Below are 21,974 nucleotides of genomic sequence, written 5' to 3'. Positions count from 1 at the left end.
CGGTCACCGAACTCGTGGCGTTCGTCGGCCTCCCGATCCTCCTCGATGACGTCTGGTACTACCGCTGGTTGGCCACCAGGACCCATCCCGGTGACGTCACCCCCAGACCCAGCGCCGACCGGTGACGTGATCTCTCACCGACGACGGGGTGATCCGTAGCGGTCAGCGCTCCCCGGTCGACCCCGTTTCGCCTGCGGCCATCCGTCTCGCCGCGCGCACCTTCTCGACCCGGGTCGCGAGCAGCAGGAACGTCGGCAGGATCGTGAAGACCACGGCACCGGCGGCCGCCGCGGAGAACATCGTCGCACCGAGAAAGGCGTCCACCTCCGCGGGGTTGGCAGCGGGGAGACGTGTGTGGTGTGGTCCACCGACGATCGGGACGAAGTAGTCCACCACGAGATCGAACGTGTACCAGGCGAGCGCCGCAGCCACCGCAGGGACCGAGAACCGCGCGTAGCGGTGGATGAGAAACGCCTGGACGACCATCGCGAGGTGGCTCCAGAAGAGGAACTGGTACATCGCGGGGTCGAGGTAGGCGTAGTGATCCCGGAGGACGAACAGGGTGTACGGCGTCCAGAGCCCGAGTTTGACGTTCCCGATGAACGCGAGCGCGTTCACCACCTCGCTCGGTCGGCCGAGTTTATAAAGCGCGAGGCTCGCCGCCATGAACAGCGTCGCGAGCGGGCTGTCGGGCACCCACGGCCACATCAGTACCGGGGTGCCCGCGAACTGCCCGGCGTAGTAGTAGAAGCCGAAGGCCGTTCCGCCGAGATTGATCGCGACGATCGCCCAGGCGTAGCGGAGCGCGAACCCCTCTAGCCGATCCGGAAGCGGGGCGACGTAGCGCGGGAGGTCCTCTGCGGGGGACGCTGACATCACCCGAGAGGGTGTGTGAGCGACGTATAGACCTGCCGATCCCGAGGTTCAGAGCCACTCCTCGATCTCCGGCGAGAGCTCGTGACCCGCGTCGGCGAGCCCGACCGCACACGCGGTGAGCGCCCACTCGACCTCGTCGTCGAGCGAGTGCGCCGCGTTCGGCCGGTCGGCTCTGTAGGTGTCGAGGAGGAAACCCTCTACACCCCGGTCGACGCCCGCCTTCCGGAGGAACAGCGGCGAGTCGCTCGTCCCGAGGTCGTTTCCGGCGACGAACTCGCAGGTGTGACCGTCGTGGCTCTCCAGGTTCGCGAGGTCGTAGCGCTCGTTGAGCCGGTTCAGCACCCGATCCCGGTCGCCACCTGCGGGGGACCGAAAGAGCGCCTGTCCGACCGACCGGCGGCTCCCGTCCTGCCGGCCGTGCATGTAGTACGCCGAGTGCAGGTCGATCAGGTAGCCCGGGTCGTGCTCGTCGAGGAGGCTCCATATCGCCGACGGGAGCGTCTCCGGCGGCTCCTCGCCCGCCGGGAACTGCCGGTTGAGGTCTGCCCAGTCGTCCGTGCCGCGCGCCCACCCTCGGCGATCCGCCTCGATGCCGGTGACGTTCGCCCGGGGAACGACGACGAGCGACCCCGACGCCGGTCGCCAACGCTCGACGATCCGGGCCGCTGCCTCGACACCCACCCGCTCGTCGCCGTGGATCCCCCCGGTCACGACCGTCGTGGGGCCGTCCCCGCTGGAGATCACGGAGACCTCCGTCTCCGAGGGGGTTCCCGACGCGATGACGTACGTCTCGACAGCAGCGCCGTTCGCGTCCGCCGTGCCGGTTCCGATCTGGCCGAGGGACGTGGCCACGACGGCCCCGGCACCGAGGATGTAGGATCGCCTCCGCATCGTACGACCGTTCACATCGGTGGTGCCCTCCTAACGGTTTCTATTCGAGTATTTGGCAGAAGAAATCAATTGCCGCATAGACACTTCGTTGACAGAACAGAAGAATTGACACGACGACAGTTCCCCACGCGGGTCGGTGGACGTATCGCCCCGCGGTGTGAGTCCCGCGCATGGACGACAGAGACAGCCTCGTGATGACGCCCGGTCCGACGGCGCTCCCGCCGGCGGTCCGGGAGGCGATGGCCCGACCAATCGAGAACCCCGATATCGAACCGGGGTTCACCGCGTTCTACCACGACCTGCTCGAGAAGCTCGCGACGGTCTCGGCTACCGAACACGACGCGCTCGTCCTCGGCGGCGAGGGGATGCTCGGGCTCGAAGCGGGCGTCGCCTCCCTCGTCGACGAGGGTGAGACGGTGCTCTGTCTCTCGAACGGGTTGTACGGAACCGGCTTCGCCGATCTCGTCTCGCTCGCCGGTGGCCACCCCGTGCTGCTCGAGGATCCGGACGACGAACCGCTCGCGGCGAGCGAGGTCGAGCGCGCGGTCGAGGAGCACGATCCGGTGCTCGCGACGATGGTCCACTGTGAGACGCCGACCGGCCTGCTCAACGATCTCGATCCCGTCCTCGAGGTCATGCGCGACGCCGGCGTGCTCACGCTCGTCGACGCCGTCTCCTCGCTCGCCGGCACCCCTGTACCCGAGCCCGACGTCCTGCTCGGCGGCTCGCAGAAGTGTCTCAGCTCCCCGCCGGGGCTCTCGACGCTCTCGGTGAGCGACGCCGCCTGGGAGAAGGTCGAGGAGACGGAGCAACGGTCGTTCTACGCGAGCCTCGACCCCTGGCGCGACCTCGGCGACGGGCCGGTCGCCCGCTTTCCCTACACCCACCTCGTCTCGAACCTGTACGCGCTCGACGCCTCGCTCGGCCTCGTTCTGGACGAGGGTCTAGAGACCGTCTTCGAGCGCCACGAACGGGCCGCCGCCCACTGCCGTGAACGAGGAGCGGAGATCGGTCTCGAACCCTATCCGCCGGAGGTGCTGTGCTCCCCGACGGTCACGGCGTTCGCGGTCGAGAACGCCGAGAGGGTCCAGCGGGACGTCGCGGAGGAGGGCGTCGTCCTCGCAACGGGGCTGGGCGAGCACACGGACGATATCCTCCGGGTCGGGCACATGGGCTACAACGCCGAGGTTGAGACGGTGGACGAGGCGATGGACGCGCTGAGTGCGGTGCTCGCGGGGTAGTGTGAACCCCGCTTCGCCCGACGATACGTAGATCCTCGAAGCGCGCTGACCTGGCCAGTCTGACGTCCGCTACCGACACGTATTACTGGCGTCCGTCCTACCCTCACGTATGTCAGAGGCGACCGACATCGAGGAGCTAAAGCGCGGGACGGATCTCGTGAAGCGGGGGTTCGCGCGGATGCAGAAGGGTGGCGTCATCATGGACGTCGTCACCGCCGAGCAGGCCAGGATCGCGGAGGACGCCGGGGCGGTCGCGGTGATGGCCCTGGAGGCGGTGCCGGCGGACATCAGAAAGCGCGGTGGCGTCGCCCGGATGCCCGACCCGGCGAACGTCACCGAGATCGTTGAGGAGGTCTCGATCCCGGTGATGGGCAAGGCCCGGATCGGCCACCACACCGAAGCCCAGATCCTCGAAGCCCTGGGAGTGGACATGATCGACGAGTCGGAGGTCCTCACGCCGGCCGACGACGCCTACCACATCGACAAGCGTGAGTTCACCTCGCCGTTCGTCTGCGGTGCGCGCGATCTGGGGGAGGCTCTCAGGCGGATCGAGGAGGGCGCGGCGATGATCCGCACCAAGGGCGAGGCCGGAACGGGAGACGTGAACCAGGCGGTCCACCACCAGCGCACCATTCGGGGTGCGATCCGGAAGCTAGAGGGGATGAGCCACGAGGAGCGGGAAGCGTTCGCCCGCGAGATCGACGCGCCCGCACACCTCGTTCACGAGTCAGCCGACGCGGGTCGGCTCCCGGTCGTGAACTTCGCCGCCGGCGGGATCGCGACGCCCGCGGACGCGGCGCTGATGATGTACCACGGCTGTGACGGCATCTTCGTCGGCTCGGGTATCTTCGGCGCGGAGAACCCACCCGAGATGGCCGAGGCGATCGTCCAGGCGACGCTCAACTGGGACGACCCGGAGAAACTCGCGGAGATCGCGAGCGACATCGGCAAGGGGATGAAAGGCAGCGCGAACGCCGACATCCCCGAGGAGGAGCGCCTCCAGGGTCGCGGCGTCTGAGCGACCGACGTTCGGGTCGTTCGTGGGAGTCTGCGGGGCCGATCAGTTCGTTCTAGCGACACGACTCTGACGGCAGCGATGGCTCCTTGCGGGCCGCGAGCGGAGGTCTCGGCACCCTGGCGAAGAAAAGACATATACCGTTCGGAAACAGTTCCGTTCGAGTAGATGCGATCCGGCGGGGAGATCTCAGCGCTTTCGGGACGGGCCCGCGGCTATCTGAAGGATTGTGTCCGGCTCGACACGCGGACGCTCGCGGTCTTTCGGGTGTTCGTCGGCCTGCTGATCCTCGCCGACCTGCTGCTGCGTTCGCGGAACTTCGAGTTCTTCTACACCGAGGAGGGCGTCGTCCCCCGGTCGCTCGCGATCGAACTGTCCACGGACAACGCCTTCTCGTTCTACCACGCGACGACCGATCCGGCGCTCCTCCTCGCGCTGTTCGTCGTCCAGGCGCTGTTCGCGTTCCAGCTGATCGTCGGCTACAAGACCCGGATCGCGATGGTGCTCTCGTTTCTCTTCGTCGTCTCGTTGGATCACCACAACCCGCTCGTCACGAGCTACGCCGACGTCCTCTTCCGGCTGCTGCTGTTCTGGGCGATCTTCCTCCCGCTGGGCGAGCGCTGGTCGGTCGACGCGGTCCTCTCCGAGACCCCGCCCCGGGGGTCGTTCGTCGGGATCGCCTCCGTGATGATCCTCTGTCAGATGGTCTATATGTACGTCGTCAACGCCTACCACAAGTCCCAGTCGGAGCTCTGGACGGGCGGGGAGGCCACCCCGCTCGTGATGGGTCTCGACGACATGACGTTCCTCCTCGCCCCGATCGTCCGGGAGTTCCCCACCCTGTTGCAGTACGGCGGGCTGACCTGGTACTACATGCTCTGGGCGTCGCCACTTCTGATCCTGCTCGCCGGCCGGCTCCGGCTTCCCTTCCTGCTGATGTTCGTCGGCGGACACGCCTCGTTCGCGATGACGGTGCGGATCGGGGCGTTCGCCTACGTCGCGCTCGCGGGCTTGGTCCTGTTCGTCCAGACGCCCGTCTGGGAGGACGCCAAGCGGCTGGTCGACCGCCTCGGCCTCGACCGCGAGCGGATCGCCGGGCGCGCTTCGGGGGCCGCAGCAGTCGCACGACGCTTCCCGACCGTCCGGCTGAACTCCGAACGGGGGCGGTGGGCGAAGTCGACGCTCTACATCTTCGCCGTCGTCCTCGTCTCGTTCTCGATGGTCATGCTCGCGGTCGCACCGTTCCTCCACGGCGGCGGGGTCGTCGATCCGGACGGTCGGTTCGCCGCGACCGAGGACGAGGTCGACGACGTGGCGAGCGCCTTCGCCGTCTCCCAGCCGGAGTGGAGCGTCTTCGCGCCCATCCCACGAACGACCGACCGCTACTACGTCTTCCCTGCGCGGACCGCGGACGGCGAGCTCATCGACGCGTACAACCACCGGGAGCTCTCCTACGACAGGGCACACGACCAGCTCCAGCGCCAGTACGGCACCTACCGGGAGCGATTCTACATGAACAGCGTCCGCCGCGGCGGGTTCGACAACGACGTCGCACCACAGCTCGCGGAGTACCTCTGTCGGACCTACGAGGACGACCACGGCGTCGAACTCACGCACGTCAACATGTACGCCGTGAGCGAGGACATCACCCTGGAGACGATCAGCGCCCACGACGAGCGCGACCGGGAGTCGGAGCTGATCTACAAACACGCCTGCGGCGGCGAGGGCGACACCGAGGAGTTCGAGCCGCCCGACTTCTGATCCAGGAGGGGAAACCCTCATTCACACCCGTCACCTCCCTCCGACGATGGCCGAGGACGGAGAGACACCCGCCGAGGACGCCGAGCTACCCGGGGGTCACCCTGTAGTCCTCTTCGACGGCGTCTGCAACCTCTGTGTCGGCTCCGTACAGTTCCTCATCGAACGCGATCCGGAGGCGCGGTTCAGGTTCGCCCCGCTCCAGTCGGAGGTCGGAGAACGGCTCGTCGCCGACTGCGGGCTTGATCCCGAGACGTTAGACTCGATCGTGCTGGTCGACGAGGGGAGCTGCGCCGTGAAGTCCGACGCGGTCATGGGGATCGGACGCCACCTCGGTGGTGCCTACCGACTGCTCTCGGCGGGTCGACTCCTCCCCAAACGACTCAGAGACGCCGTTTACGACTTCGTCGCGGCCCGCCGCTACGGCTGGTTCGGGCGGAAAGACCGGTGTATGATGCCGACGCCCGACCTCCGTTCGCGCTTTCTCTCCGAGAGTTCTGGCCGGGCCGACGACTGACTCGACAGGTCGAAAGACACTTGTCCGACAGGTTCGATCCGCGAGACATGTACTCGCCACTCCTCACCGTGGCTCCGCTGCCGGCCGCGGCCGCGAGCGCCGGTGGCGCGCTCGTTCTGCTCTACCTCGTGGGAACCGCCGCGATGGCTGCCTGGACGTTCTACGACGCGTTCGGCTGGGAGGAGAAGAGCGACTCGCCGGCGCTGTGGGCCGGTGTCGTCCTCATGCTCTCGCTGCCCGGACTCTTCCTCTACCTGTTGCTCGGTCGGGAGGAGTCGTTCGGAGGGAGACCGCCACGGCGAGGGCGGCGCTGATCGGTCCGAGGCGCCGATCAGAGCAGTTCCGCGCCGCGACCCACTTCCGTCTGGAACGCACGGGCCTCGACGCCCGCCTCGGCGAAGCCGTCGAGCATGGCGCTCGCGACCGCCTGTTTCGCGTGGCCGAAACAGGCCGCGACGACCGTCGGGCCCGCGCCGCTCACGGTTACCCCGGTCGCCCCGGCGTCGAGTGCGCGTTCTCGCACCCCCGCGTAGCCCTCGATGAGCGACGCCCGGGCCGGCGTCACGACCCCGTCTTCCATCCCCTCGCCGACGAGCGTCGGGTCGTCCCGGCACATCCCGGCGGTGAGCGTCGCCGCCCGGCCGATGGTGTTGACGATCTCGTCCATCCCGGCGGACTCGGGGACGATCCGGCGGGCGTCGCGTGTCGAGAGCACGATGTCGGGGAGACAGACGACGAACGGGATCGACGCGCCGATCCGGGTGACGCCACGGTCCGTGGCGATGGTGAACCCGCCGAGTAGCGCGGGCGCGACGTTGTCGACGTGGGCGGCCCCCGAGACGAGCGCCTCGCCCTCGGCGGCGTGAGGGACGAGCTCCTCCCGGCTCAACCGCAGGTCGTAGAGGTCGTTGAGCGCGAGGGCGGCGGCCGCCGAACTCGCGGCCGAGGAGCCGAGCCCGGAGGAGGGTCGGACCCCCTTGTCGATCTCGATGCGTGCGGGGGCGTCGAGCGAGCGGGCGACCGCCCCGACGGTGTTCTTCGCCGGATCGGTGGGGATGAACTCGCTTCCGGTCCCCCGGATCTCGATCGACGTCTCCTCCGCCCTGGAGACGCGGACGACGTCGGCGGGCCGGGAGAGCGCGACGCCGAAGACGTCGAACCCGCTGCCGAGGTTCGCGCTCGTCGCGGGTGCCCGCACGGTAGTCATTGCCCGCCCTTTCCCGAGACGGGGCAAAAAGCTAGCGGAGACGGCCACGTCGTGTCATACGGACGGTCGTACCCTCCCGCCGGAGCGCGTCCGCACGGGCCCCAACCGTCGGTCGAGCACCGACGGCCGTCGGATGGGAAAGGCCTTGCCCGCGGCTCCGCAACCGTCGCCGATGATCGGGATCGTCGGCGGCGGGATCGCGGGTCTCGCCGCGGCCTACCGCCTCCACCAGCACGGCCACGAGGTCCGGGTGTTCGAGGCGAACGAGGTGGGAGGGCTCGCCGCGAGCTACGAGACCGCCGGCGATCCCGTCGAGGCGTACTACCACCACCTCTCCAGGTCGGAGGAGACGATCACCGCGCTCGCAGACGACCTCGGCGTCGAGGTCGAGTGGCGGGTCGGCACGAACGCCGTCTACGTCGACGACCTCGTCCACCCGCTCGACACCCCCTGGGAGATCCTCGCCTACCCCCGGCTCTCGCTCCCGGACACGCTCCGCCTGGCGATGCTCACGAAGGGCGTCGGGTTCGAGGGGTTCCGCCCCCGGTTCGACGCCTACGACGACCTGGAGGCCTACGACGGGGTCCCTGCGGTGACGTTCCTCCACAGAGAGGTCGGCGGGCGGGTCTACGAGGAGTTCTTCGAGCCGCTCCTGGAGGCGAAGTTCGGCTCCCGGGCCGACGAGGTGAGCGCCGCGTGGCTGCTCGGCCGGGTTCGCTTTCGCGGGGAGCGCGACCCCTTGCGCGGGGAGGTCCTCGGCTACGTCCCGGGAGGGTTCTCGCGGCTGGTCGACGCGCTCGTCGAGGCGATCGGTCCGGAGCGGATCGAGACCGGCGCACGGGTCGAGGCGGTCGGCACCGAGGACGGGTCCGTGACCTCGCTCTCGGTCGCGACCGACTACGGTGTCGAGACCCACCCCGTCGACTGCGTCGTCGTCGCGACGATGCCCGACGTGCTGGAGTCGCTCGTCGGCTACGAGAGTTCGGTCGAGTTCCAGGGGACGATCTGCTCGCTACTCTCGCTCTCGGAGCCGCTCACGGGGACGTACTGGCTCAACGTCGCGGAGGACGCGCCGTTCGGAGCGCTGATCGAACACACCGAGTTCGTCCCTCCCGAGCGCTACGGCGGCGAACACCTGCTCTACGTCGCGCGGTACGTCCAGTCCGGGGAGGAGGTGGTGTGGAAGATGGACGACGACGAGGTGAGAGCGCTCTGGCTGGAGGCGATCTCCGACCTCTTCCCGGCGTTCGACTCCGGTACGGTGAACTGGGTGCGGACGGCGCGCAACCCGCGGACGGCGCCGATCTACACGTGCGGCTATCTGGACGAGGTGATCCCGTACGATCTCTCCGAGGTCGCCGAGGGGCTGACCTACGCGGGGATGGCCTCGCGGGCACAGTACCCCGAACGGAGCCTCGACGGCGGCGTCGTCGCGGGCTTCGCGTGTGCGGATCTGATCTCGGACCGGTGACCGGTCCGAAACGGTCGAACCCGGGGTCGTTGCCAGTCCTCCGTTCACCGTCGCCGATCGCCCGAACCACCGCTGATCAGTTCTCTGCGGGGACCCGGGATTCGGGTCGCTCGCCGTACTTCTCCTCGAACTCGTGGATGAGCTGGCCCATCTTCGCGTACCAGTCGTTGAGCATCCGTTGCATGTCGCTCGCGACCGTCTCGGGATCGGTCGGCCGGTAGACGTGGTAGTACCCTCCCTGCTCGTAGTTGATCTGCTCTTTCTGGATGAACCCGGCGCTCAGCAGTCGCTGAATCGCACGGTACGCCGTCGAGCGCTCGCGGTCTACGATCTCCGCCACCTCGTCGATCGTCAACGGCTCCGCACTCTCGACGAGCGCGCGGAAGCACTCGCGATCGAGCGTCTTCAGGCCGTGAAAACACTCGAGCAGCCCCTCACACTCCATGTCCTGACGAAGCATTTCCGCCATCGAGTCGGTCATTACCAGTCTCTACGAATGCAACCCTGATAAGGGCTTTGCACAAGGCACACAATTCTGCCGAATCGGTCGGACGGGCACCCCGGCTGGGGGTCGAACCGCTCCACCGCTCAGACCCGAGGCGGTGGCACGAGGAGTACGTTTCCGGCCGACCGGGCGATGACGGTCTCGGAGATGCTCCCGAGCAAGAGCCGCCTCAGTCTGCTCCGTCCGCGCGTTCCGAGCAGCGTGACCGTCGGGTCGTGCTCGGCTTCGGCGTCGAGTATCTCCGCTGCAGGGTCCCCTCGGCGTACGTCCACGGTCGCCTCGATCCCCCACTCGTCGAGCCGTGCCCCGAGGCGTTCCAGTCGTTCGTGTGGATCGTTCTCCCCGTCTCCTGGCTCCGGATCCTTCGGTCTCCGGACGTGGACGAGCGTCGCTTCCCGAGTGGCGTGGCGTAGGTACGAGAACGCGTCGAACGCCCACTCGGCGTTCTCCGAGAAATCGGTCGCGTACAGGGTCCGTCTGAACAGGTGCTTCCTAACGACGTCGGGTTCTTCCGTGCCGCGTTCGATCCGGTTGACGAGCAGCGGGACGACGGTCGTTCGGGACAGGTTCCGGGCGGTAGAACCGATGAGACGGTTTTCGGGCGGGCTCACCCCCGGGACCCGACGATCGTTACGTCGGCGACGACCGTCTCCGCGATACCGTTGATTCGTCGGGGGGGTGTTCCGCGGACGACGTGTGTCTCGACGGAGAACCCGGACGCCTCGACGACGCTCCGGTACCACGAGAGCGCTCGTCGCCTGCGCGCCTCGACGTCGAGTCCGGGCATGCCGGCGTGGACGTTCGACGGGACGACGGTGACGAGGTGGATCTCACGGACCCCGATCCGATCGAGACACTCCAGACAGGTCTTGCTCTCGATCGCCGCCTCGCTGGCTGCCGAAAGATCCGTCGCGAACACTGCTCTCCCGAGTTCGTGTAGGCTCGGTTGCTATAATATTGTTTCATATTAGCAATATAGGCGAGGTGAACTGACCTCTCCTCGACCACGGTTTTTACTGATCGCCCGTCCCAACCGTTTAGAACCGTTCGGACGGTAGGTATATCTAATCTCTCCACGTGGTCTAGAATCGTTACTCGATATAGTATTGTAGAATAACCCCAAAAGCGTTATGTACAGACGGCGGGTAGAGGTAGCGAGTAGAAATGTGGGAACCACACACGGCTATCTGTGAAGCGGGGGATCACGTATGCTCAGCGTAGCGGTGCCGACCTGGAATCCACAGGCAGCCCTGCTGATCGGGATCGTCCTGCTCGAGGCGATCGTTCTGTACGTGGGCTACGGTGGGGTGGAGCGACTCGTCGGGCCTCGACTGCTGGCACTCCTCACCCGGGGTGACGACGCTGCTCGACGCTAGCCTCGGGATCCTGGATAGCTCTCCGGAACTCCTCTCGCTGTTCGTCGGGTTCGGGTTCGTCGTGGGGATCCTCTTCGGGTTCTTCGGGATGGGGGGGTCGTTTCTCGTCACTCCGGCGTTGTTGATGATGGGGTATCCGGCCCCGGTCGCGGTCGGCAGTGGGATGGCGTTCGTCTTCGGCACGGCCGTGATCGCGACGCTGAAACACCACGACCTCGGGCAGGTCGATTACAGACTCGGCGTCGTCATGATCGCGGGGACGACGCTCGGGATCGAGGTCGGTCGGATCACCGTCTTCTACCTGGAAGACCTCGGACTGGCCGGTGGTGTCATCAGCGTCGCGTACGTCCTCCTACTCGGCACCATCGGTGCTCTGGTCACCCGTGAGGCGCTCTCCGGTTACGGCGGCGGGATCGACCACGACGCCGGAGAGGGGGACCTCGACGAGTACGAGGTTCCGGAGATCACCCGTAAGATACAGCGAACCGTCCGTATCCCGCCGATGGTGACGCTCCGCGGAAACGTTCGGGTGTCGGCGTGGGTCGTCACCGGCGTCGCCTTCCTGACCGGGTTACTCTCCGGCTTTCTCGGCGTCGGCGGTGGGTTCATCCGTATGCCGGCGATGATCTACGCGATCGGCGTTCCCGTCCCCGTCGCCGTCGGAACCGACCTCTTCGAGATCGTCTTCTCCGGGGCGATCGGGAGCTATCTCTACGCTCAGGGTGGCGGGGTCGACCTCGGCATCGTCGCGCCGTTGCTGTTCGGGAGCGCGCTCGGTGCACGGGTCGGGTCGGCCGCGACCGCGATCGTCGACGCCGACGGTATCAAGATCTACTTCGGCGGGATGCTACTCGTCGGCGCCGCCGCGGTCGGGGTCGGCGAGACCGGCTCCGCTCTCGGTATCGAACTCCTCGAAACTCTCGGACTGGGGATGGTCGTCGGGGCTGCCGTCGTCGTCAGCGGTGCGATCGTCTACACGACTGTCCGGTCGCTTCGTGGGGCAGATCGTCGAACGGTCCCGAGGGCTGAGCACCGATGATCCCGGTGTGAACGATACGGTCCGAGTTCGCTTCGAGGAAAGAATGCAGGTGCGTCTGCGGCGCCGGGTGGAGAGAGCCCCGTGGGAACCGGAGGAGTGCGGCGGACACACAGAATATTGCATAATATCCCCAAAACTCTTAACTACTACGAGCCCGTACCGGAGTCGATGACAGCAGATACGACGGCCGAATCCAGCACGAACGTCCTCGACGACCCGCTGACCGTCGAGAGCCAGGCCGAGTTGAACGATCTACTCGACGAGTACGACGTTGTCTTGGTGGAGTTCTACGCCGACTGGTGTGGACCGTGCCAGATGCTGGCCCCGGCCATCGACCGCCTCGCAGTCGAGACCGACGCGACGATCGCGACGGTAGACGTCGAAGCCAACCAGGAACTCGCGGGAGCGTACGGCGTCCGTGGCGTCCCGACGCTCGCGCTCTTCGCGAACGGCCAGCAGGTCGAGTCGGTCGTGGGCGTCCAGCCCGAGGACCGGCTCCGTTCACTGATCGAGGCCTACACCGAGTAGATACCGCTCGGAGATACGCGAGATCGCCGTCGTAGGTCGAGGTTCGCTGGGCTGTCGGCGGCCGTCTACGCCGGCCGTGCGCACCCGGTCCGGTCGTCCTCGTGGGTGGCGAACTCGGTGGTCAGTTCACGCTCGCGAGTCGTCCGTCGACCCGGGCGCATTCGGCGAACTCGTGAGCTGTTCCGATTGGAACGCCAGCGCGTACACCGCCGCCCCGAGGACGATGCCGACCGTGAAGAGGACCCGCCAGTCACGGGAACCGCGGTCTCGCTGGAACCGCTCCCGGTCGGAGACGTACGAGAGCGTCGACTCGAGGAACGCACTGCCACCAGTAGCGATCCCGGTCCCGTAGCAGGTAAACGCCGTCGCGAGTCCGACGAGGAGCCCGCCGACCGCGTACCGGGCGATCCCGTTCGGGAACACCGCCTCGACCGCCTCGACCGCCTCGACCGCCTCGACCGTGTCGGATCCGAGTAGCTCTGCGATCAGCGATCGGGCACTCTCTCGCGGTTCGCGTCGTCCAGGGGGCGATCAGTCGCTCGTGAGCGTCTCCCGGCTCGCGGCGCAGTTGTTCGGGCCGAGTTCGAGCGTGAACGCCTCCTCGTCGTCCGTCTCGCGACGACCGAGGTTCGTCGCGATGATCTCCTCGTAGTTGGCCGGTCTGGGGGGCATCTCAGAGAGGACCAGTTCGACGAACTCGTCGTCGTCCATCGAGAGCGCGTCCATCCGTCCCTTCAGATCGACGATCCGTGCCGTGTAGGTGCCGTCCGCGGCTGGCACGGCCGCGTCGCTGGCGTGTGCCCCCCCGACGAGCGTGTCGTCGGGAAGCGTGAGGACGCGCTCTTGCAGGCTCTCGTACAGGGTACGAGCGGCCTCCGGCGCACCGTCGTCGTCCTCCTCGAGGTCGGGTCGGGCGACGTTCTCGACGAACAGGGTGTCGCCGGTCGCGAGGAACGCGTCGTCGATCAGGTAGGAACTCATCCCGGAGGTGTGGCCGGGCGTGAACACCGTCTCGATCGTCGCGTCACCGACTGCGAACGTGTCGCCATCGGTCGTCAGCGTCAGCTCGTCCGTGTACGTGACGCCCCGATCGCCCGCGGCCTCCGGGAGGACCGCCTCGACGCCCTCGGCGGCCAGTTCGCGGAGCCCGGAGACGTGGTCCGCGTGGACGTGCGTGTCGAAGGCGTACGTCAGCTCCACACCGAACTCCTCGGCGTCCGCGAGGTAGCGGTCGGTGAACGCACGGAGCGGGTCGAACACGGCGGCCTCGCTCCCGTCGAAGAGGAGGTAGCCCAGACAGCCGCTTGAGGGGCGCTGGTACTGGACGAGCGTGCCGGCGCCGTCGTAGCCGGTGACCTCGTGTGCCTCGTAGACCCGCGCCCACCCGTTCATCCCCTCTTCGAGGTGGTCGACGTCGTAGCCGCGCTCTGCGAGCGCTGCTGCCACGAACTCGCTCGCGCCGCCCTTCGCACAGAGGACCGTGAGTTCGCGGTCGTCGGGAATCCGCGCGAGGACGTCCTCGTCGATCTCCTCGTCGAGGAACTCGAAGTAGGGGACGTTGACGTTCTTGACGCTCTCGCCGTCGATCCGCCACTCCTCGTACTCGCTCTCCATGCGCACGTCGAGCAGCGTCACGTCCTCGCCGAGGTCGATACGTTCCTTGAGACGGCCTGGAGAGACCGTCTCGACCGGAGCGTCCGAACTCGGGAACTCCATCGAATCGGGATCCATCTCTGTCCCGTCGTAGTGGACACACCGCCTTAAGCGTTCGTACTATAGTTCCATATCATCACAATACCGCTCCGGATAGGCGAGCGACCGTCTCTGTACGGTGGCCGATGAATGGCTCTCTTCCTTCGGTATGCTGGTTTCCCGTCTATCCGTCACAGTCGCCGTGTCCGACGATATTGTATTAGAATCACAAAAACCAACACACTTATGCCGCTCTCAGTGATATTGTGTGGTAGCTCCAACAGAGAGAAACTATGAGTTCGAACACACCGACGGAGACGCTCGACGTGAGAGGGAAGAACTGTCCGATGCCGGTCATCGAGACGAAGGGAGCGTTCGACGGCCTGGAGCCGGGTTCGACGCTCTGTGTGATCGCGACCGACTCGGGGAGCATGAGCGATATCAAGGGCTGGGTGGAGTCGACCGACGGCGCCGAACTCCTCGGCCAGGAGGAAGCGATCGAGGACGGAGAGACCGTCTACAGACACTACCTCGAGAAGGTCGAGTGAGATGAGCACGGACACGGCCTCCACGGGAAACGAGACCGCCTCGACCGACGAACTCGACGCGCTCCGAGAGCGCATCGACGAGCTCGAGACCGAGCTCTCGGCGCTTCGAACCGACGTCGACGAGGGCTCGAAGGAAATGGTGATCATCGCCACGAAAGGCACCCTCGACATGGCCTACCCGCCGCTGATCCTCGCGAGCACCGCCGCCGCGTTCGGCTACGAGGTCACGGTCTTTCACACCTTCTGGGGGCTCGAGATCCTCCACGAGGAGCGCTCGAAGGACCTGAAGCTGAGCGCCGTCGGCAACCCAAACCTGCCGGTTCCGAACGCGATCGCCGCCCTCCCCGGAATGGACCGGATGACCACCCGGATGATGCGAAAGCGGATCGAGGACAACGACGTCGCCTCGGTCGAGGAACTGGTCCGGACCGCCCTGGACAGCGGTGTCGACCTGCAGGCCTGCCAGATGACGATCGACCTGCTCGGCTACGAGGAGGACGACTTCTACGAGGGTGTGACGACCGGTGTTGGTGCCGCGACGGCCTTCCAGCGGATGGCGACAGCCGACATTCAGCTGCTCGTCTAGCCGTCTCTGAGGACAGCCCATCGCTGGGTGACCGCTTCGTGGCTACCCGAACGTCTCACCGTCCGCAGCGGTGACTGCTCTACACAGCGCTGTCCGGTACTGGAACCGGGTGGGTAGACGGTACCGCGGACCTCGGGCTCGGACCGAACGGCTGCGCGGTGAACTAGCGTTCGAGGGTCAGTCCGCGTTCGCGCCCTCGTCGGCGTCCTCTTCGGAGACGCCCGGGGCGTCGGCGACGCTCACCTCGGGTTCGGGGCCGTCGCCCCCGACGACCGTCTCGCCCTCGCCGGTGACGACGTAGACGTCGTCGGCGAAGCCGGCGATCGCGTTCTCGTACGCCCCCCGATCGCGTCTCTCCGGCGTCTCCGGTGCGTCCGCGATCCCTTCCGGGGGACGGAACTCGCCGAGCGGGTCGTCGATCGTGATGCCGTGTCCAGTGAAAAAGTCCCCGTAGCGGCGGTAGTGGGTCTCGAACTCCTCGGCGGGTATCTCCATCATCTCGGTCCAGCCGTGGTTGAAGAAGTCGAAGTTCGCTTGGAGGTGGGTGACCTCGCGCGCCTCGGCCTCGGAGTAGCCGGCCTCCAGCGCCGCGACGTAGGTGTCCATCGTCGCGTCGAAGAAGTCGTCTAAATGCTCTTTTCGCTCCTCTCGCCGCTCCTCGTCTGCCTTCCCGAGGAAGATCTTGGTGTGCATCTTCACCAGCCCGTAGTTCGCGACGGAGCTGATTCCGGGCGTCGTCAACGCCTTCTTCGCCGCCCAGTGACGCGGGTTCTGGTGGATCTTCATCGGGTGGGATGAGGGACGCGACGGCCTTGAACGTCCCGCTCCAGGTGGACGGGCGGTCCCGCTCCCTTCGCTCGCCCCGATGGATCGGCGATCGGCGGGAGCCGGTTCCGATCGCCCGGACGAGAAACCATATATCGGATCGCCTCCCTATACCCCTCGTGGCGACGAAGCGAGATCGACGCGAGATCCGGTCGGAGCTCGACCGGCTCACCCGCGCACGCCGTCGGTTCTGGCCGGCGGTCGACGGTGCGCTGGAGCGGGTCGGCGGCTACGCACAGTGTGTGATGCACCCCTCGGAGTACGTCGGCCGCGTCGAACGGGAGCTGCCGACGTTCGCGACGGACCTGCGGGGGATGGGCTTTCACCGCGAGCCGATCGCCGCACTGAAGGTCCACGGCGACGGCCGCGCCTCGGCCGGGAGCTGGGTCCGACGCGCCTCGACGTTCGCGGACGAACAGCTCCACGTGACGCTGTTCGATCCCCGGAGCGAGGGAATCGAGGTCTGTGCCCACTGGGAGTACTCCTGGCTCACCCACCCGGTCAAACACTACCGGGGGATCGGCTGGGACACCGACCGCGGGGTGCGGACGATGCGCGAACTGCTCTCGCGAAACGACATCACCTACCTCGTCGACTGATCGGAAGGTTCCTACCCCCCGGCGAGGACCTCCTCCTATGGTCGAGACCGTCACCGTCTTCACGGACCTCTACCGGCCGACGATCAACGGGGTGACCTACGCGATCGACCTCTGGCGCGACCGGTGGCACGAGCGCGGGCGGATGCCCGTCGTCTTCCCCCGGATCGACGGCTACGAGCCGGGCCCGGACGAGTTCCCGGTCAGGAGCCTCCAGGCCCCGCTCTACGAGCAGTACCGCCTCGGGCTGCCGCCGATCCCGAGGGGACTGCCCGAGCCCGATCTCGTCCACGCACACACGCCCTTCTCGCTCGGGGTCGCGGGGCTGCGCTACGCCCGGGGGAAGGGGGTCCCGCTGATCGCCTCCTACCACACGATGCTCGGCGAGCGCACGGAGACCAAGGTCGCCGGCGAGGCGCTCGCGACCGGGCTCTGGTTCGCCTGCCGCCGGTACGAGCGCTGGTTCTTCGAGAAGGCAGACCTCGTGATCACGCCCACCTCGTACACCCGCGACTACCTCAGAGAGGAGGTCGGGATCGAGTCACGGATCGCGGTGCTCTCGAACGGCGTCGACACCGGGTTCTTCGCCCCGACCGACCCCTCCGGATTCCGCACGCACCACGGACTCGAGGGCGCGAGGCCGCTCGTCGGCTACACCGGCCGTCACAGCGCCGAGAAGCGGTTGAGGGAGCTGATCGACACCGTCGCCGGGACGGAGTACACGCTCGTGCTGGGGGGTGACGGTCCCGAACGGGACGCCCTCGAACGCCACGCCCGGGAGCGCGGTGTCGACGCCCGATTCCTCGGTTTCGTAGAGCGCGAGGAGCTCCCCGCCTTCTACTCCGCGCTCGACGTCTTCGCCTTCCCCAGCCCGACGGAGACGCAGGGGCTTGTCGCGATGGAGGCCGCCGCCTGCGGGACGCCGATCGTCGCGGTCGACGCGGGCGCGCTCTCGGACACCGTCATCGAGGGCGAGACCGGCTACCACTACCCGCAGGGAGACGTCGAGGCGTTCCGCCGGGCGATCGACCGGGTGTTGCGCGACCGCGAGCGCCTCTCGGATCTCTGTCTGCGGCGCCGGCGGATGCTCTCGGTCGAGCACTCGATCGAACGGCTCGCCGCGCTGTACGAGACGGTCGCGGCCGAGGGTCGGCCGGCTGTTTCCGGATAGCAACCGACTTTACCCTCCGTTGCGAAACCGATCTATGAGCACGTCGTACGTGATTATCGGCGACGGTATCTCGGGGAGCACGGCGGCGGAGACACTTCGCGAGAACGACCAGGACGGCGAAATCACGATCATCACGGACGAGGGCGAGCCGCTGTACAACCGGATCCTGATCAAGGAGTTCGCGAAGGGAAAACTCCCGGAGGCGCCGATCTCGATCCACGACGAGAGCTGGTACGACGACCGCGAGATCGAACTGAAACTCGACACCCACGTCTGCGGGGTCGACCCCGAGGATCACCTGCTGTTCACCCACGGCGGCGAGGAGATCGGCTACGACAAGCTCCTGATCGCGACCGGTGGGACGCCGGTACAGCTCCCGGTCGAGAACAGCGACGCCGACGGCATCAACCACTTCTGGACGTTTCAGGACGCGCGCGCGATTCGCGAGGCGGCGGAGGAAGCGGAGACCGGCGTCGTCATCGGCGCCGGCCTGCTCGGGATCGACCTCGCCGCGATCTGTGCCGCCCAGGATATCGAGGGCAACTACCTGATGCGCGGCGACCGCTGGTGGCGCTACGCGCTCAGTCTCGACGGCGCCGAGATCATCCACGACGCGCTCAGGGAACGAAACGTCACGCCGGTCTTCGACAGCGGCGTCGACCGCTTCGAGGTCGACTCCGACGGGAGAGTCGAGACCGCGGTCGACCCGAACGGCGAGTCCTACGGCGCGGAGTTCGTGGGCGTGGCGATCGGTCTCGACTTCAACACCGAGTACCTCCACAGCGCGGGCCTCGAGCAGGAAGACGGCATCGTCGTCGACGAGTACATGCAGACGAACGTCGACGACATCTACGCCTCGGGCGACATCACCCGGTATTACGACACGATCCTCGGGGAGTACGCCCAGAACGGCTCGTGGGGCTCGGCGAAAGAGCAGGGCAAGACCGCCGGGGTGAACATGGCTGCCGACGGTGAGGAGGAGGCGTTTCGCTGGGTCTCGTCGTACTCGATCACGCACTTCGACTTCCCGTTTCTCTCCTTCGGCCACCCGACCCTCGGCGACGAGTACGTCGAACGCAAGTACTCCGAGACGGAGTGGCGCAGGCTCGCTATCAAGGACGGAAAGATCGTCGGCGGCGTACTCATCGGCGACCTCGCGCCACAGACCCGGTTCAAGAAGCTCATTCGCGAGGAACGCGACGTGAGCGGCGCGACGGAACTCCTCCTGGAGAAGGACGTCGACATCGAGAAGCTCGCCCCACCGCAGGGCTAGACGTCCGCGCTGCGTTCGAACCGCTCGTCCACCTCGAACCGTCCCTCGTGGTCCCGGTCGACCGTTCCCTCCGGCGTCGCCGCGATCCACTCGCCGGGCCGATCGCCGACGAACGCGACGACCGTCGTCATATCCGTTTCGCCGATCTGTCGGAGTCGCTTTCCGCCCGCGACCGCGACGCCGACGCCCGCCGCGACCGCGAGCGCCCCGAGTGCGAGTCGTCGATTCATATCCGTCTGCGCGGGAGATTCGGTGCGGGTGACTTATATCTACTTGCCGTCGTCGGCTCCACGTCCGACACCGACACGGTTTTCGCCCGGCCGCGACGAACCCCCGTATGAACGGCAGCGGGGACATGACGCTCGCGTTCGAACTCGAGGCGCTCTCCCGACTCTCGGATCCGGGCACGACGTTCAAGGACGCCAGGGGCTGGACACGGTACGTCGGCGTCGTCTCCGACGAACCGACGTACGTCGTGACGAACTTCACGCGCAAACACCGCATCCGACAGGACTTCTTCTCCGGCCCGCGCGGGAAACGCGAGAGCCTCGAACGCGTGCGCGAGCAGTTCGACACCGAGCGCCACGTGCTGGTCGGGGCGAGCGAGGAGGACGGAGAGCTCGCCGCCGCCATCGACTGGGAGTACCTCCCGATCGAGGATGCCGCGGAGGCCGCCGGCTGGACGCTCGGCGACGGGGGTGGCGAGGAGTCCGACGGGGACGAGGACGCGAGCGAGGACTGGCCGTAACGGATCCGTATCGCGAGGTTTAGGGCGGTCGCCCGACGACCCCCGAGCCATGTCAGTCTCCGTCCTCGGTGCGCTGCGCGAGGGGCTCCGGTGGACCGTCTCCCGGAACGGTCTTCTCCTCGTCGGCGTCTTCACCGGGATCGGCCTCCTGGGATCGGTCGCGTTCGACAGCGCCGTCGCCTCCCTCGGCGAGTCGATGCTCGCGCTCGAGGGTGAGGGCGAGGTCGAACTGGACGAGGAGGCGAGGACGCTCCTCGAGGACGACTCGATCGCGCCGCTCGCGCTCCCGATCCCGGGCGCCGCGATCTCGCTGCTGTTGCTCACCTGGCTGCTCGGCTGGGTCGCGGCGAGCGTCGTCGTCGTCCGGGCGTCGGTCGCGGACGTCCGGAACGGCCTCCCCGACGACCTCGTCTGGCGTCGGCTCGCGGCCGCGACCGGGAACGAACTGCTGGCCCGAGTCGCCGTCTGGGCGATGGTCGGGATCGGCCTCGTGCTCTTCGTCGTTCCCGGCCTCCTCCTCGCCGTGCTCTTCGTCTTCGCGCGGCCGGGCGTCGCCGTCGAGGACAGAAACGGCGTCGACGCGATGGTCGAGAGCGTCTCGCGGACGAAGGGGGTTCGCCTGAAACTGGCGGGGCTGCTCGTCTCGCTCGCGGCGATCTACGTCGCTGTTCGCTCTGCGGGGGTGATCCTGACCGCGCCCTTCGCCTTCGCCTCCTCGCTCTCGACCGGCCTCGCGCTCGTCTCCACGCTGCTCTCGGTCGTCTTCGTCGCGGCCGCGAACGTCGTCTGGCTCGCGGTACACGGCCGGGTCTACGCGCAGGTGATCGAGGACGAGGCCGGGGCCGACGGGGACGAAACGGGGGAGGCCGACCGCCCGAAGGAGGCCGACGAGTGGGACGACCCGCCCGGCGTCGAGTGGTGATCGCGAGCGTTAACCGTCCGGAGTAGCAACCGGCGCACATGGCGACGCCACGGGTTCCCGGGGACACCGGTGCCGAGTTCACGCTCCCCTGTGGCGAGTCCGCACGCGTGAGCGCGTTCGATCTCGGGATGCGGGAGTTCCGCTGTTCCTGCGGGGAGACCCACGCCGTGGTCACCGACGTCCACCCACCCTCGCGGTTCGTCCCGGAGTCGATCGTCGCGGTGTTACGGGAGGCCGTCGAGACGGCCGACGAGTTCGGCGAGTTCGGCACCCCGCACCTCATGGGGATGGTCATAGAGGAGTTCCCCGACGAGGTCGTCGCCGAGGACACCTCCGAGGAGGGGGCGGCGGGCTACTCGATGCTCTGGGTGACCGGGTTCGACTCGCGGGCGCTCCACGAGGTCGTCGTCGAACTGATCGTCGAACTGATGGAGCACGCGATCGGGCACGCGGAGGACCCGGACGCCGAACGCGAGTTCGAGGAGGGCATGTTCGCCTTCGACGTGAGCGCGTTCGTCGACGAGTACCGACGGACGCGGGACTTCGAGGACGAACACGACACGCCCGTCTGACTTCCGTCCGACGAGGGCTTATTACCCGTCGGCTCGGGGTCTCTCACATGGTTCCGCGGTCTGCGGAGTTCGAGCGGATCCGAACCGTCCTCGAAGAGCGCGCCGACGAACCGCTCACCGCCCGCGAGATCAGAGACCGCCTCGCCGAATCGGGTCAGGAGCCCGAGAGCGCCCACCGGATCGCGACGATCCTGGGCCACCGCGCGCGAACCGGCGACGTCGACGTGATCGAGTCGAAGCCCTACCGCTACCGGATCCGGTAGCCTCGGACGTACTCCTCAGCGTCCGGCGCGGCGTCCCTTCTCGATCACCTGGTGGAAGACGGTGGCGAAGACCATCGAGAGCCCGCCGACGAGGATGAGGTTGCCCGCGAGATACCCGCCGGGGAGGACGGCCGAGAGGACGATCCCGGCGACGATCAGCACGACCGAGAGACCGACGAGCCCCCTCGTGACGGTCCGCCCGCCGCCACGCCGCCGCCCAGCGATCGGATAGAACTCGTTCATCTAGCTGCTCACAGTTACGACGCGACCCCTTGAGGGTGTCGCCCCCGTGATTCGACCGACGATCCGTCGTACGAACGCGGCGAGACACGAACCTAGTACAATATAAGGGTG

At 67.2% G+C, this 21,974-nt stretch carries 26 protein-coding genes and 2 pseudogenes; 18 read left to right on the top strand and 10 right to left on the bottom strand.

Annotated elements, in window-relative coordinates; all coding sequences use genetic code 11:
* Nucleotides 1–162: 162 nt before the first annotated feature.
* The gene (locus V2L32_RS01290) at nucleotides 163–876 is read right to left on the bottom strand and encodes a DUF1405 domain-containing protein (protein WP_331234627.1); all 714 of its coding nucleotides are present in this window, start codon (nucleotides 874–876) and stop codon (nucleotides 163–165) included.
* A gap of 48 nt (nucleotides 877–924) precedes the next feature.
* Nucleotides 925–1,767, bottom strand: a complete 843-nt coding sequence (locus V2L32_RS01285; RefSeq protein ID WP_331234626.1) for a succinylglutamate desuccinylase/aspartoacylase family protein — start codon at nucleotides 1,765–1,767, stop codon at nucleotides 925–927.
* Between the two features lie 170 nt (nucleotides 1,768–1,937).
* Here V2L32_RS01285 and V2L32_RS01280 point away from each other — a divergent pair, with 170 nt between their 5' ends.
* From V2L32_RS01280 to V2L32_RS01260, 5 genes are all read left to right on the top strand, one after another.
* Nucleotides 1,938–3,008 carry a pyridoxal-phosphate-dependent aminotransferase family protein gene (locus V2L32_RS01280; protein ID WP_331234625.1) on the top strand — a complete coding sequence of 357 codons (1,071 nt, stop codon included), beginning with the start codon at nucleotides 1,938–1,940 and terminating at the stop codon, nucleotides 3,006–3,008.
* A 109-nt stretch (nucleotides 3,009–3,117) separates the two neighbouring features.
* Entirely contained in the window at nucleotides 3,118–4,026 is a 909-nt protein-coding gene (gene pdxS, locus V2L32_RS01275) for a pyridoxal 5'-phosphate synthase lyase subunit PdxS (protein ID WP_331234624.1), read from the top strand.
* Between the two features lie 165 nt (nucleotides 4,027–4,191).
* Nucleotides 4,192–5,784 (top strand): HTTM domain-containing protein, encoded by a 1,593-nt coding sequence (locus V2L32_RS01270; RefSeq protein WP_331234623.1) that lies wholly within the window; start codon nucleotides 4,192–4,194, stop codon nucleotides 5,782–5,784.
* Between the two features lie 46 nt (nucleotides 5,785–5,830).
* Complete coding sequence (locus V2L32_RS01265) at nucleotides 5,831–6,298, top strand: thiol-disulfide oxidoreductase DCC family protein (RefSeq protein WP_331234622.1); 468 nt, start codon at nucleotides 5,831–5,833, stop codon at nucleotides 6,296–6,298.
* A 47-nt stretch (nucleotides 6,299–6,345) separates the two neighbouring features.
* Nucleotides 6,346–6,612, top strand: coding sequence for a hypothetical protein (locus V2L32_RS01260; RefSeq protein WP_331234621.1), 267 nt, complete (start codon nucleotides 6,346–6,348; stop codon nucleotides 6,610–6,612).
* A 17-nt stretch (nucleotides 6,613–6,629) separates the two neighbouring features.
* Here V2L32_RS01260 and V2L32_RS01255 read toward each other — a convergent pair whose 3' ends face one another.
* Nucleotides 6,630–7,505: a homoserine kinase gene (locus V2L32_RS01255; RefSeq protein WP_331234620.1), complete on the bottom strand. Its 876-nt coding sequence runs from the start codon at nucleotides 7,503–7,505 to the stop codon at nucleotides 6,630–6,632.
* Nucleotides 7,506–7,677: 172 nt separating this feature from the next.
* Here V2L32_RS01255 and V2L32_RS01250 point away from each other — a divergent pair, with 172 nt between their 5' ends.
* Nucleotides 7,678–8,976 carry an NAD(P)/FAD-dependent oxidoreductase gene (locus V2L32_RS01250; RefSeq protein WP_331234619.1) on the top strand — a complete coding sequence of 433 codons (1,299 nt, stop codon included), beginning with the start codon at nucleotides 7,678–7,680 and terminating at the stop codon, nucleotides 8,974–8,976.
* Between the two features lie 76 nt (nucleotides 8,977–9,052).
* Here the strand turns inward: V2L32_RS01250 and V2L32_RS01245 are convergent, their stop codons facing one another.
* Nucleotides 9,053–9,457, bottom strand: a complete 405-nt coding sequence (locus tag V2L32_RS01245) for a helix-turn-helix domain-containing protein (protein ID WP_331234617.1) — start codon at nucleotides 9,455–9,457, stop codon at nucleotides 9,053–9,055.
* A 107-nt stretch (nucleotides 9,458–9,564) separates the two neighbouring features.
* Nucleotides 9,565–10,400, bottom strand: a pseudogene (locus V2L32_RS21065) (universal stress protein).
* A 289-nt stretch (nucleotides 10,401–10,689) separates the two neighbouring features.
* Here V2L32_RS21065 and V2L32_RS01230 point away from each other — a divergent pair.
* The 3 genes from V2L32_RS01230 to trxA all read left to right on the top strand — a co-directional run bounded on the left by V2L32_RS01230 (nucleotide 10,690) and on the right by trxA (nucleotide 12,424).
* On the top strand, nucleotides 10,690–10,857 hold the full coding sequence (locus V2L32_RS01230) for a DUF7512 family protein (RefSeq protein ID WP_331234613.1): 168 nt from the start codon (nucleotides 10,690–10,692) through the stop codon (nucleotides 10,855–10,857).
* The gene (locus V2L32_RS01225; RefSeq protein ID WP_409348391.1) at nucleotides 10,835–11,896 is read left to right on the top strand and encodes a sulfite exporter TauE/SafE family protein; all 1,062 of its coding nucleotides are present in this window, start codon (nucleotides 10,835–10,837) and stop codon (nucleotides 11,894–11,896) included. The genes V2L32_RS01230 and V2L32_RS01225 overlap by 23 nt, the downstream gene beginning before the upstream one ends.
* A 168-nt stretch (nucleotides 11,897–12,064) precedes the next feature.
* Nucleotides 12,065–12,424 (top strand): thioredoxin, encoded by a 360-nt coding sequence (gene trxA, locus V2L32_RS01220; protein WP_331234612.1) that lies wholly within the window; start codon nucleotides 12,065–12,067, stop codon nucleotides 12,422–12,424.
* Between the two features lie 144 nt (nucleotides 12,425–12,568).
* Here the strand turns inward: trxA and V2L32_RS01215 are convergent.
* Nucleotides 12,569–12,913 (bottom strand): annotated as a pseudogene (locus V2L32_RS01215) (YeeE/YedE family protein); the annotation flags it as partial.
* Nucleotides 12,914–12,955: 42 nt separating this feature from the next.
* Nucleotides 12,956–14,155: an MBL fold metallo-hydrolase gene (locus V2L32_RS01210; protein WP_331234611.1), complete on the bottom strand. Its 1,200-nt coding sequence runs from the start codon at nucleotides 14,153–14,155 to the stop codon at nucleotides 12,956–12,958.
* Between the two features lie 254 nt (nucleotides 14,156–14,409).
* Here V2L32_RS01210 and V2L32_RS01205 point away from each other — a divergent pair, with 254 nt between their 5' ends.
* Both V2L32_RS01205 and V2L32_RS01200 read left to right on the top strand, forming a co-directional pair.
* On the top strand, nucleotides 14,410–14,664 hold the full coding sequence (locus V2L32_RS01205; protein WP_331234610.1) for a sulfurtransferase TusA family protein: 255 nt from the start codon (nucleotides 14,410–14,412) through the stop codon (nucleotides 14,662–14,664).
* A 1-nt stretch (nucleotide 14,665) separates the two neighbouring features.
* On the top strand, nucleotides 14,666–15,250 hold the full coding sequence (locus V2L32_RS01200) for a DsrE/DsrF/DrsH-like family protein (protein WP_331234608.1): 585 nt from the start codon (nucleotides 14,666–14,668) through the stop codon (nucleotides 15,248–15,250).
* Between the two features lie 177 nt (nucleotides 15,251–15,427).
* Here the strand turns inward: V2L32_RS01200 and V2L32_RS01195 are convergent, their stop codons facing one another.
* Nucleotides 15,428–16,036: a DUF6149 family protein gene (locus V2L32_RS01195; RefSeq protein ID WP_331234607.1), complete on the bottom strand. Its 609-nt coding sequence runs from the start codon at nucleotides 16,034–16,036 to the stop codon at nucleotides 15,428–15,430.
* 158 nt (nucleotides 16,037–16,194) lie between these two features.
* Between V2L32_RS01195 and V2L32_RS01190 the strand changes: the two genes are divergently transcribed.
* From V2L32_RS01190 to V2L32_RS01180, 3 genes are read left to right on the top strand one after another with little or no spacing between them, the layout of a single operon-like run.
* Nucleotides 16,195–16,674: a hypothetical protein gene (locus tag V2L32_RS01190; protein ID WP_331234606.1), complete on the top strand. Its 480-nt coding sequence runs from the start codon at nucleotides 16,195–16,197 to the stop codon at nucleotides 16,672–16,674.
* Nucleotides 16,675–16,711: 37 nt separating this feature from the next.
* Nucleotides 16,712–17,842 (top strand): glycosyltransferase, encoded by a 1,131-nt coding sequence (locus tag V2L32_RS01185; RefSeq protein ID WP_331234605.1) that lies wholly within the window; start codon nucleotides 16,712–16,714, stop codon nucleotides 17,840–17,842.
* Nucleotides 17,843–17,876: 34 nt separating this feature from the next.
* Nucleotides 17,877–19,115 (top strand): NAD(P)/FAD-dependent oxidoreductase, encoded by a 1,239-nt coding sequence (locus V2L32_RS01180; protein WP_331234604.1) that lies wholly within the window; start codon nucleotides 17,877–17,879, stop codon nucleotides 19,113–19,115.
* Here V2L32_RS01180 and V2L32_RS01175 read toward each other — a convergent pair.
* Nucleotides 19,112–19,345: a hypothetical protein gene (locus V2L32_RS01175; RefSeq protein WP_331234603.1), complete on the bottom strand. Its 234-nt coding sequence runs from the start codon at nucleotides 19,343–19,345 to the stop codon at nucleotides 19,112–19,114. The genes V2L32_RS01180 and V2L32_RS01175 overlap by 4 nt on opposite strands.
* Nucleotides 19,346–19,452: 107 nt before the next feature.
* On the opposite strand from V2L32_RS01175, the gene V2L32_RS01170 reads away from it, so the two are divergent.
* The 4 genes from V2L32_RS01170 to V2L32_RS01155 are packed head-to-tail and all read left to right on the top strand — an operon-like array spanning nucleotide 19,453 to nucleotide 21,620.
* Nucleotides 19,453–19,863 (top strand): DUF7124 domain-containing protein, encoded by a 411-nt coding sequence (locus V2L32_RS01170; protein WP_331234602.1) that lies wholly within the window; start codon nucleotides 19,453–19,455, stop codon nucleotides 19,861–19,863.
* Nucleotides 19,864–19,912: 49 nt separating this feature from the next.
* Nucleotides 19,913–20,785, top strand: coding sequence for a hypothetical protein (locus V2L32_RS01165; protein WP_331234601.1), 873 nt, complete (start codon nucleotides 19,913–19,915; stop codon nucleotides 20,783–20,785).
* Nucleotides 20,786–20,823: 38 nt separating this feature from the next.
* Nucleotides 20,824–21,357 carry a DUF5815 family protein gene (locus V2L32_RS01160; RefSeq protein WP_331234600.1) on the top strand — a complete coding sequence of 178 codons (534 nt, stop codon included), beginning with the start codon at nucleotides 20,824–20,826 and terminating at the stop codon, nucleotides 21,355–21,357.
* A gap of 47 nt (nucleotides 21,358–21,404) precedes the next feature.
* Entirely contained in the window at nucleotides 21,405–21,620 is a 216-nt protein-coding gene (locus V2L32_RS01155; RefSeq protein ID WP_331234599.1) for a hypothetical protein, read from the top strand.
* A 15-nt stretch (nucleotides 21,621–21,635) separates the two neighbouring features.
* On the opposite strand, the gene V2L32_RS01150 is transcribed toward V2L32_RS01155, so the two are convergent.
* Nucleotides 21,636–21,863 carry a hypothetical protein gene (locus V2L32_RS01150; RefSeq protein ID WP_331234597.1) on the bottom strand — a complete coding sequence of 76 codons (228 nt, stop codon included), beginning with the start codon at nucleotides 21,861–21,863 and terminating at the stop codon, nucleotides 21,636–21,638.
* Nucleotides 21,864–21,974: the final 111 nt, after the last annotated feature.

Origin of the sequence: Halalkalicoccus sp. CGA53 (assembly GCF_036429475.1) — an archaeon.
Classification (GTDB): Archaea; Halobacteriota; Halobacteria; order Halobacteriales; family Halalkalicoccaceae; genus Natronorarus; species Natronorarus salvus.
The sequence above is the reverse complement of the archived record's forward strand: the minus strand, read 5'-3'. Positions and strand labels throughout refer to the sequence as shown.

What these genes read in the sequence shown, in the direction of transcription:
- V2L32_RS01290 (WP_331234627.1), bottom strand. Translation starts at nt 876, where the DNA reads ATGTCAGCGTCCCCCGCAGAGGACCTCCCGCGCTACGTCGCCCCGCTT.
- V2L32_RS01285 (WP_331234626.1), bottom strand. Translation starts at nt 1,767, where the DNA reads ATGCGGAGGCGATCCTACATCCTCGGTGCCGGGGCCGTCGTGGCCACG.
- V2L32_RS01280 (WP_331234625.1), top strand. Translation starts at nt 1,938, where the DNA reads ATGGACGACAGAGACAGCCTCGTGATGACGCCCGGTCCGACGGCGCTC.
- pdxS (WP_331234624.1), top strand. Translation starts at nt 3,118, where the DNA reads ATGTCAGAGGCGACCGACATCGAGGAGCTAAAGCGCGGGACGGATCTC.
- V2L32_RS01270 (WP_331234623.1), top strand. Translation starts at nt 4,192, where the DNA reads ATGCGATCCGGCGGGGAGATCTCAGCGCTTTCGGGACGGGCCCGCGGC.
- V2L32_RS01265 (WP_331234622.1), top strand. Translation starts at nt 5,831, where the DNA reads ATGGCCGAGGACGGAGAGACACCCGCCGAGGACGCCGAGCTACCCGGG.
- V2L32_RS01260 (WP_331234621.1), top strand. Translation starts at nt 6,346, where the DNA reads ATGTACTCGCCACTCCTCACCGTGGCTCCGCTGCCGGCCGCGGCCGCG.
- V2L32_RS01255 (WP_331234620.1), bottom strand. Translation starts at nt 7,505, where the DNA reads ATGACTACCGTGCGGGCACCCGCGACGAGCGCGAACCTCGGCAGCGGG.
- V2L32_RS01250 (WP_331234619.1), top strand. Translation starts at nt 7,678, where the DNA reads ATGATCGGGATCGTCGGCGGCGGGATCGCGGGTCTCGCCGCGGCCTAC.
- V2L32_RS01245 (WP_331234617.1), bottom strand. Translation starts at nt 9,457, where the DNA reads ATGACCGACTCGATGGCGGAAATGCTTCGTCAGGACATGGAGTGTGAG.
- V2L32_RS01230 (WP_331234613.1), top strand. Translation starts at nt 10,690, where the DNA reads ATGCTCAGCGTAGCGGTGCCGACCTGGAATCCACAGGCAGCCCTGCTG.
- trxA (WP_331234612.1), top strand. Translation starts at nt 12,065, where the DNA reads ATGACAGCAGATACGACGGCCGAATCCAGCACGAACGTCCTCGACGAC.
- V2L32_RS01210 (WP_331234611.1), bottom strand. Translation starts at nt 14,155, where the DNA reads ATGGATCCCGATTCGATGGAGTTCCCGAGTTCGGACGCTCCGGTCGAG.
- V2L32_RS01205 (WP_331234610.1), top strand. Translation starts at nt 14,410, where the DNA reads ATGAGTTCGAACACACCGACGGAGACGCTCGACGTGAGAGGGAAGAAC.
- V2L32_RS01200 (WP_331234608.1), top strand. Translation starts at nt 14,666, where the DNA reads ATGAGCACGGACACGGCCTCCACGGGAAACGAGACCGCCTCGACCGAC.
- V2L32_RS01195 (WP_331234607.1), bottom strand. Translation starts at nt 16,036, where the DNA reads ATGAAGATCCACCAGAACCCGCGTCACTGGGCGGCGAAGAAGGCGTTG.
- V2L32_RS01185 (WP_331234605.1), top strand. Translation starts at nt 16,712, where the DNA reads ATGGTCGAGACCGTCACCGTCTTCACGGACCTCTACCGGCCGACGATC.
- V2L32_RS01180 (WP_331234604.1), top strand. Translation starts at nt 17,877, where the DNA reads ATGAGCACGTCGTACGTGATTATCGGCGACGGTATCTCGGGGAGCACG.
- V2L32_RS01175 (WP_331234603.1), bottom strand. Translation starts at nt 19,345, where the DNA reads ATGAATCGACGACTCGCACTCGGGGCGCTCGCGGTCGCGGCGGGCGTC.
- V2L32_RS01170 (WP_331234602.1), top strand. Translation starts at nt 19,453, where the DNA reads ATGAACGGCAGCGGGGACATGACGCTCGCGTTCGAACTCGAGGCGCTC.
- V2L32_RS01165 (WP_331234601.1), top strand. Translation starts at nt 19,913, where the DNA reads ATGTCAGTCTCCGTCCTCGGTGCGCTGCGCGAGGGGCTCCGGTGGACC.
- V2L32_RS01160 (WP_331234600.1), top strand. Translation starts at nt 20,824, where the DNA reads ATGGCGACGCCACGGGTTCCCGGGGACACCGGTGCCGAGTTCACGCTC.
- V2L32_RS01155 (WP_331234599.1), top strand. Translation starts at nt 21,405, where the DNA reads ATGGTTCCGCGGTCTGCGGAGTTCGAGCGGATCCGAACCGTCCTCGAA.
- V2L32_RS01150 (WP_331234597.1), bottom strand. Translation starts at nt 21,863, where the DNA reads ATGAACGAGTTCTATCCGATCGCTGGGCGGCGGCGTGGCGGCGGGCGG.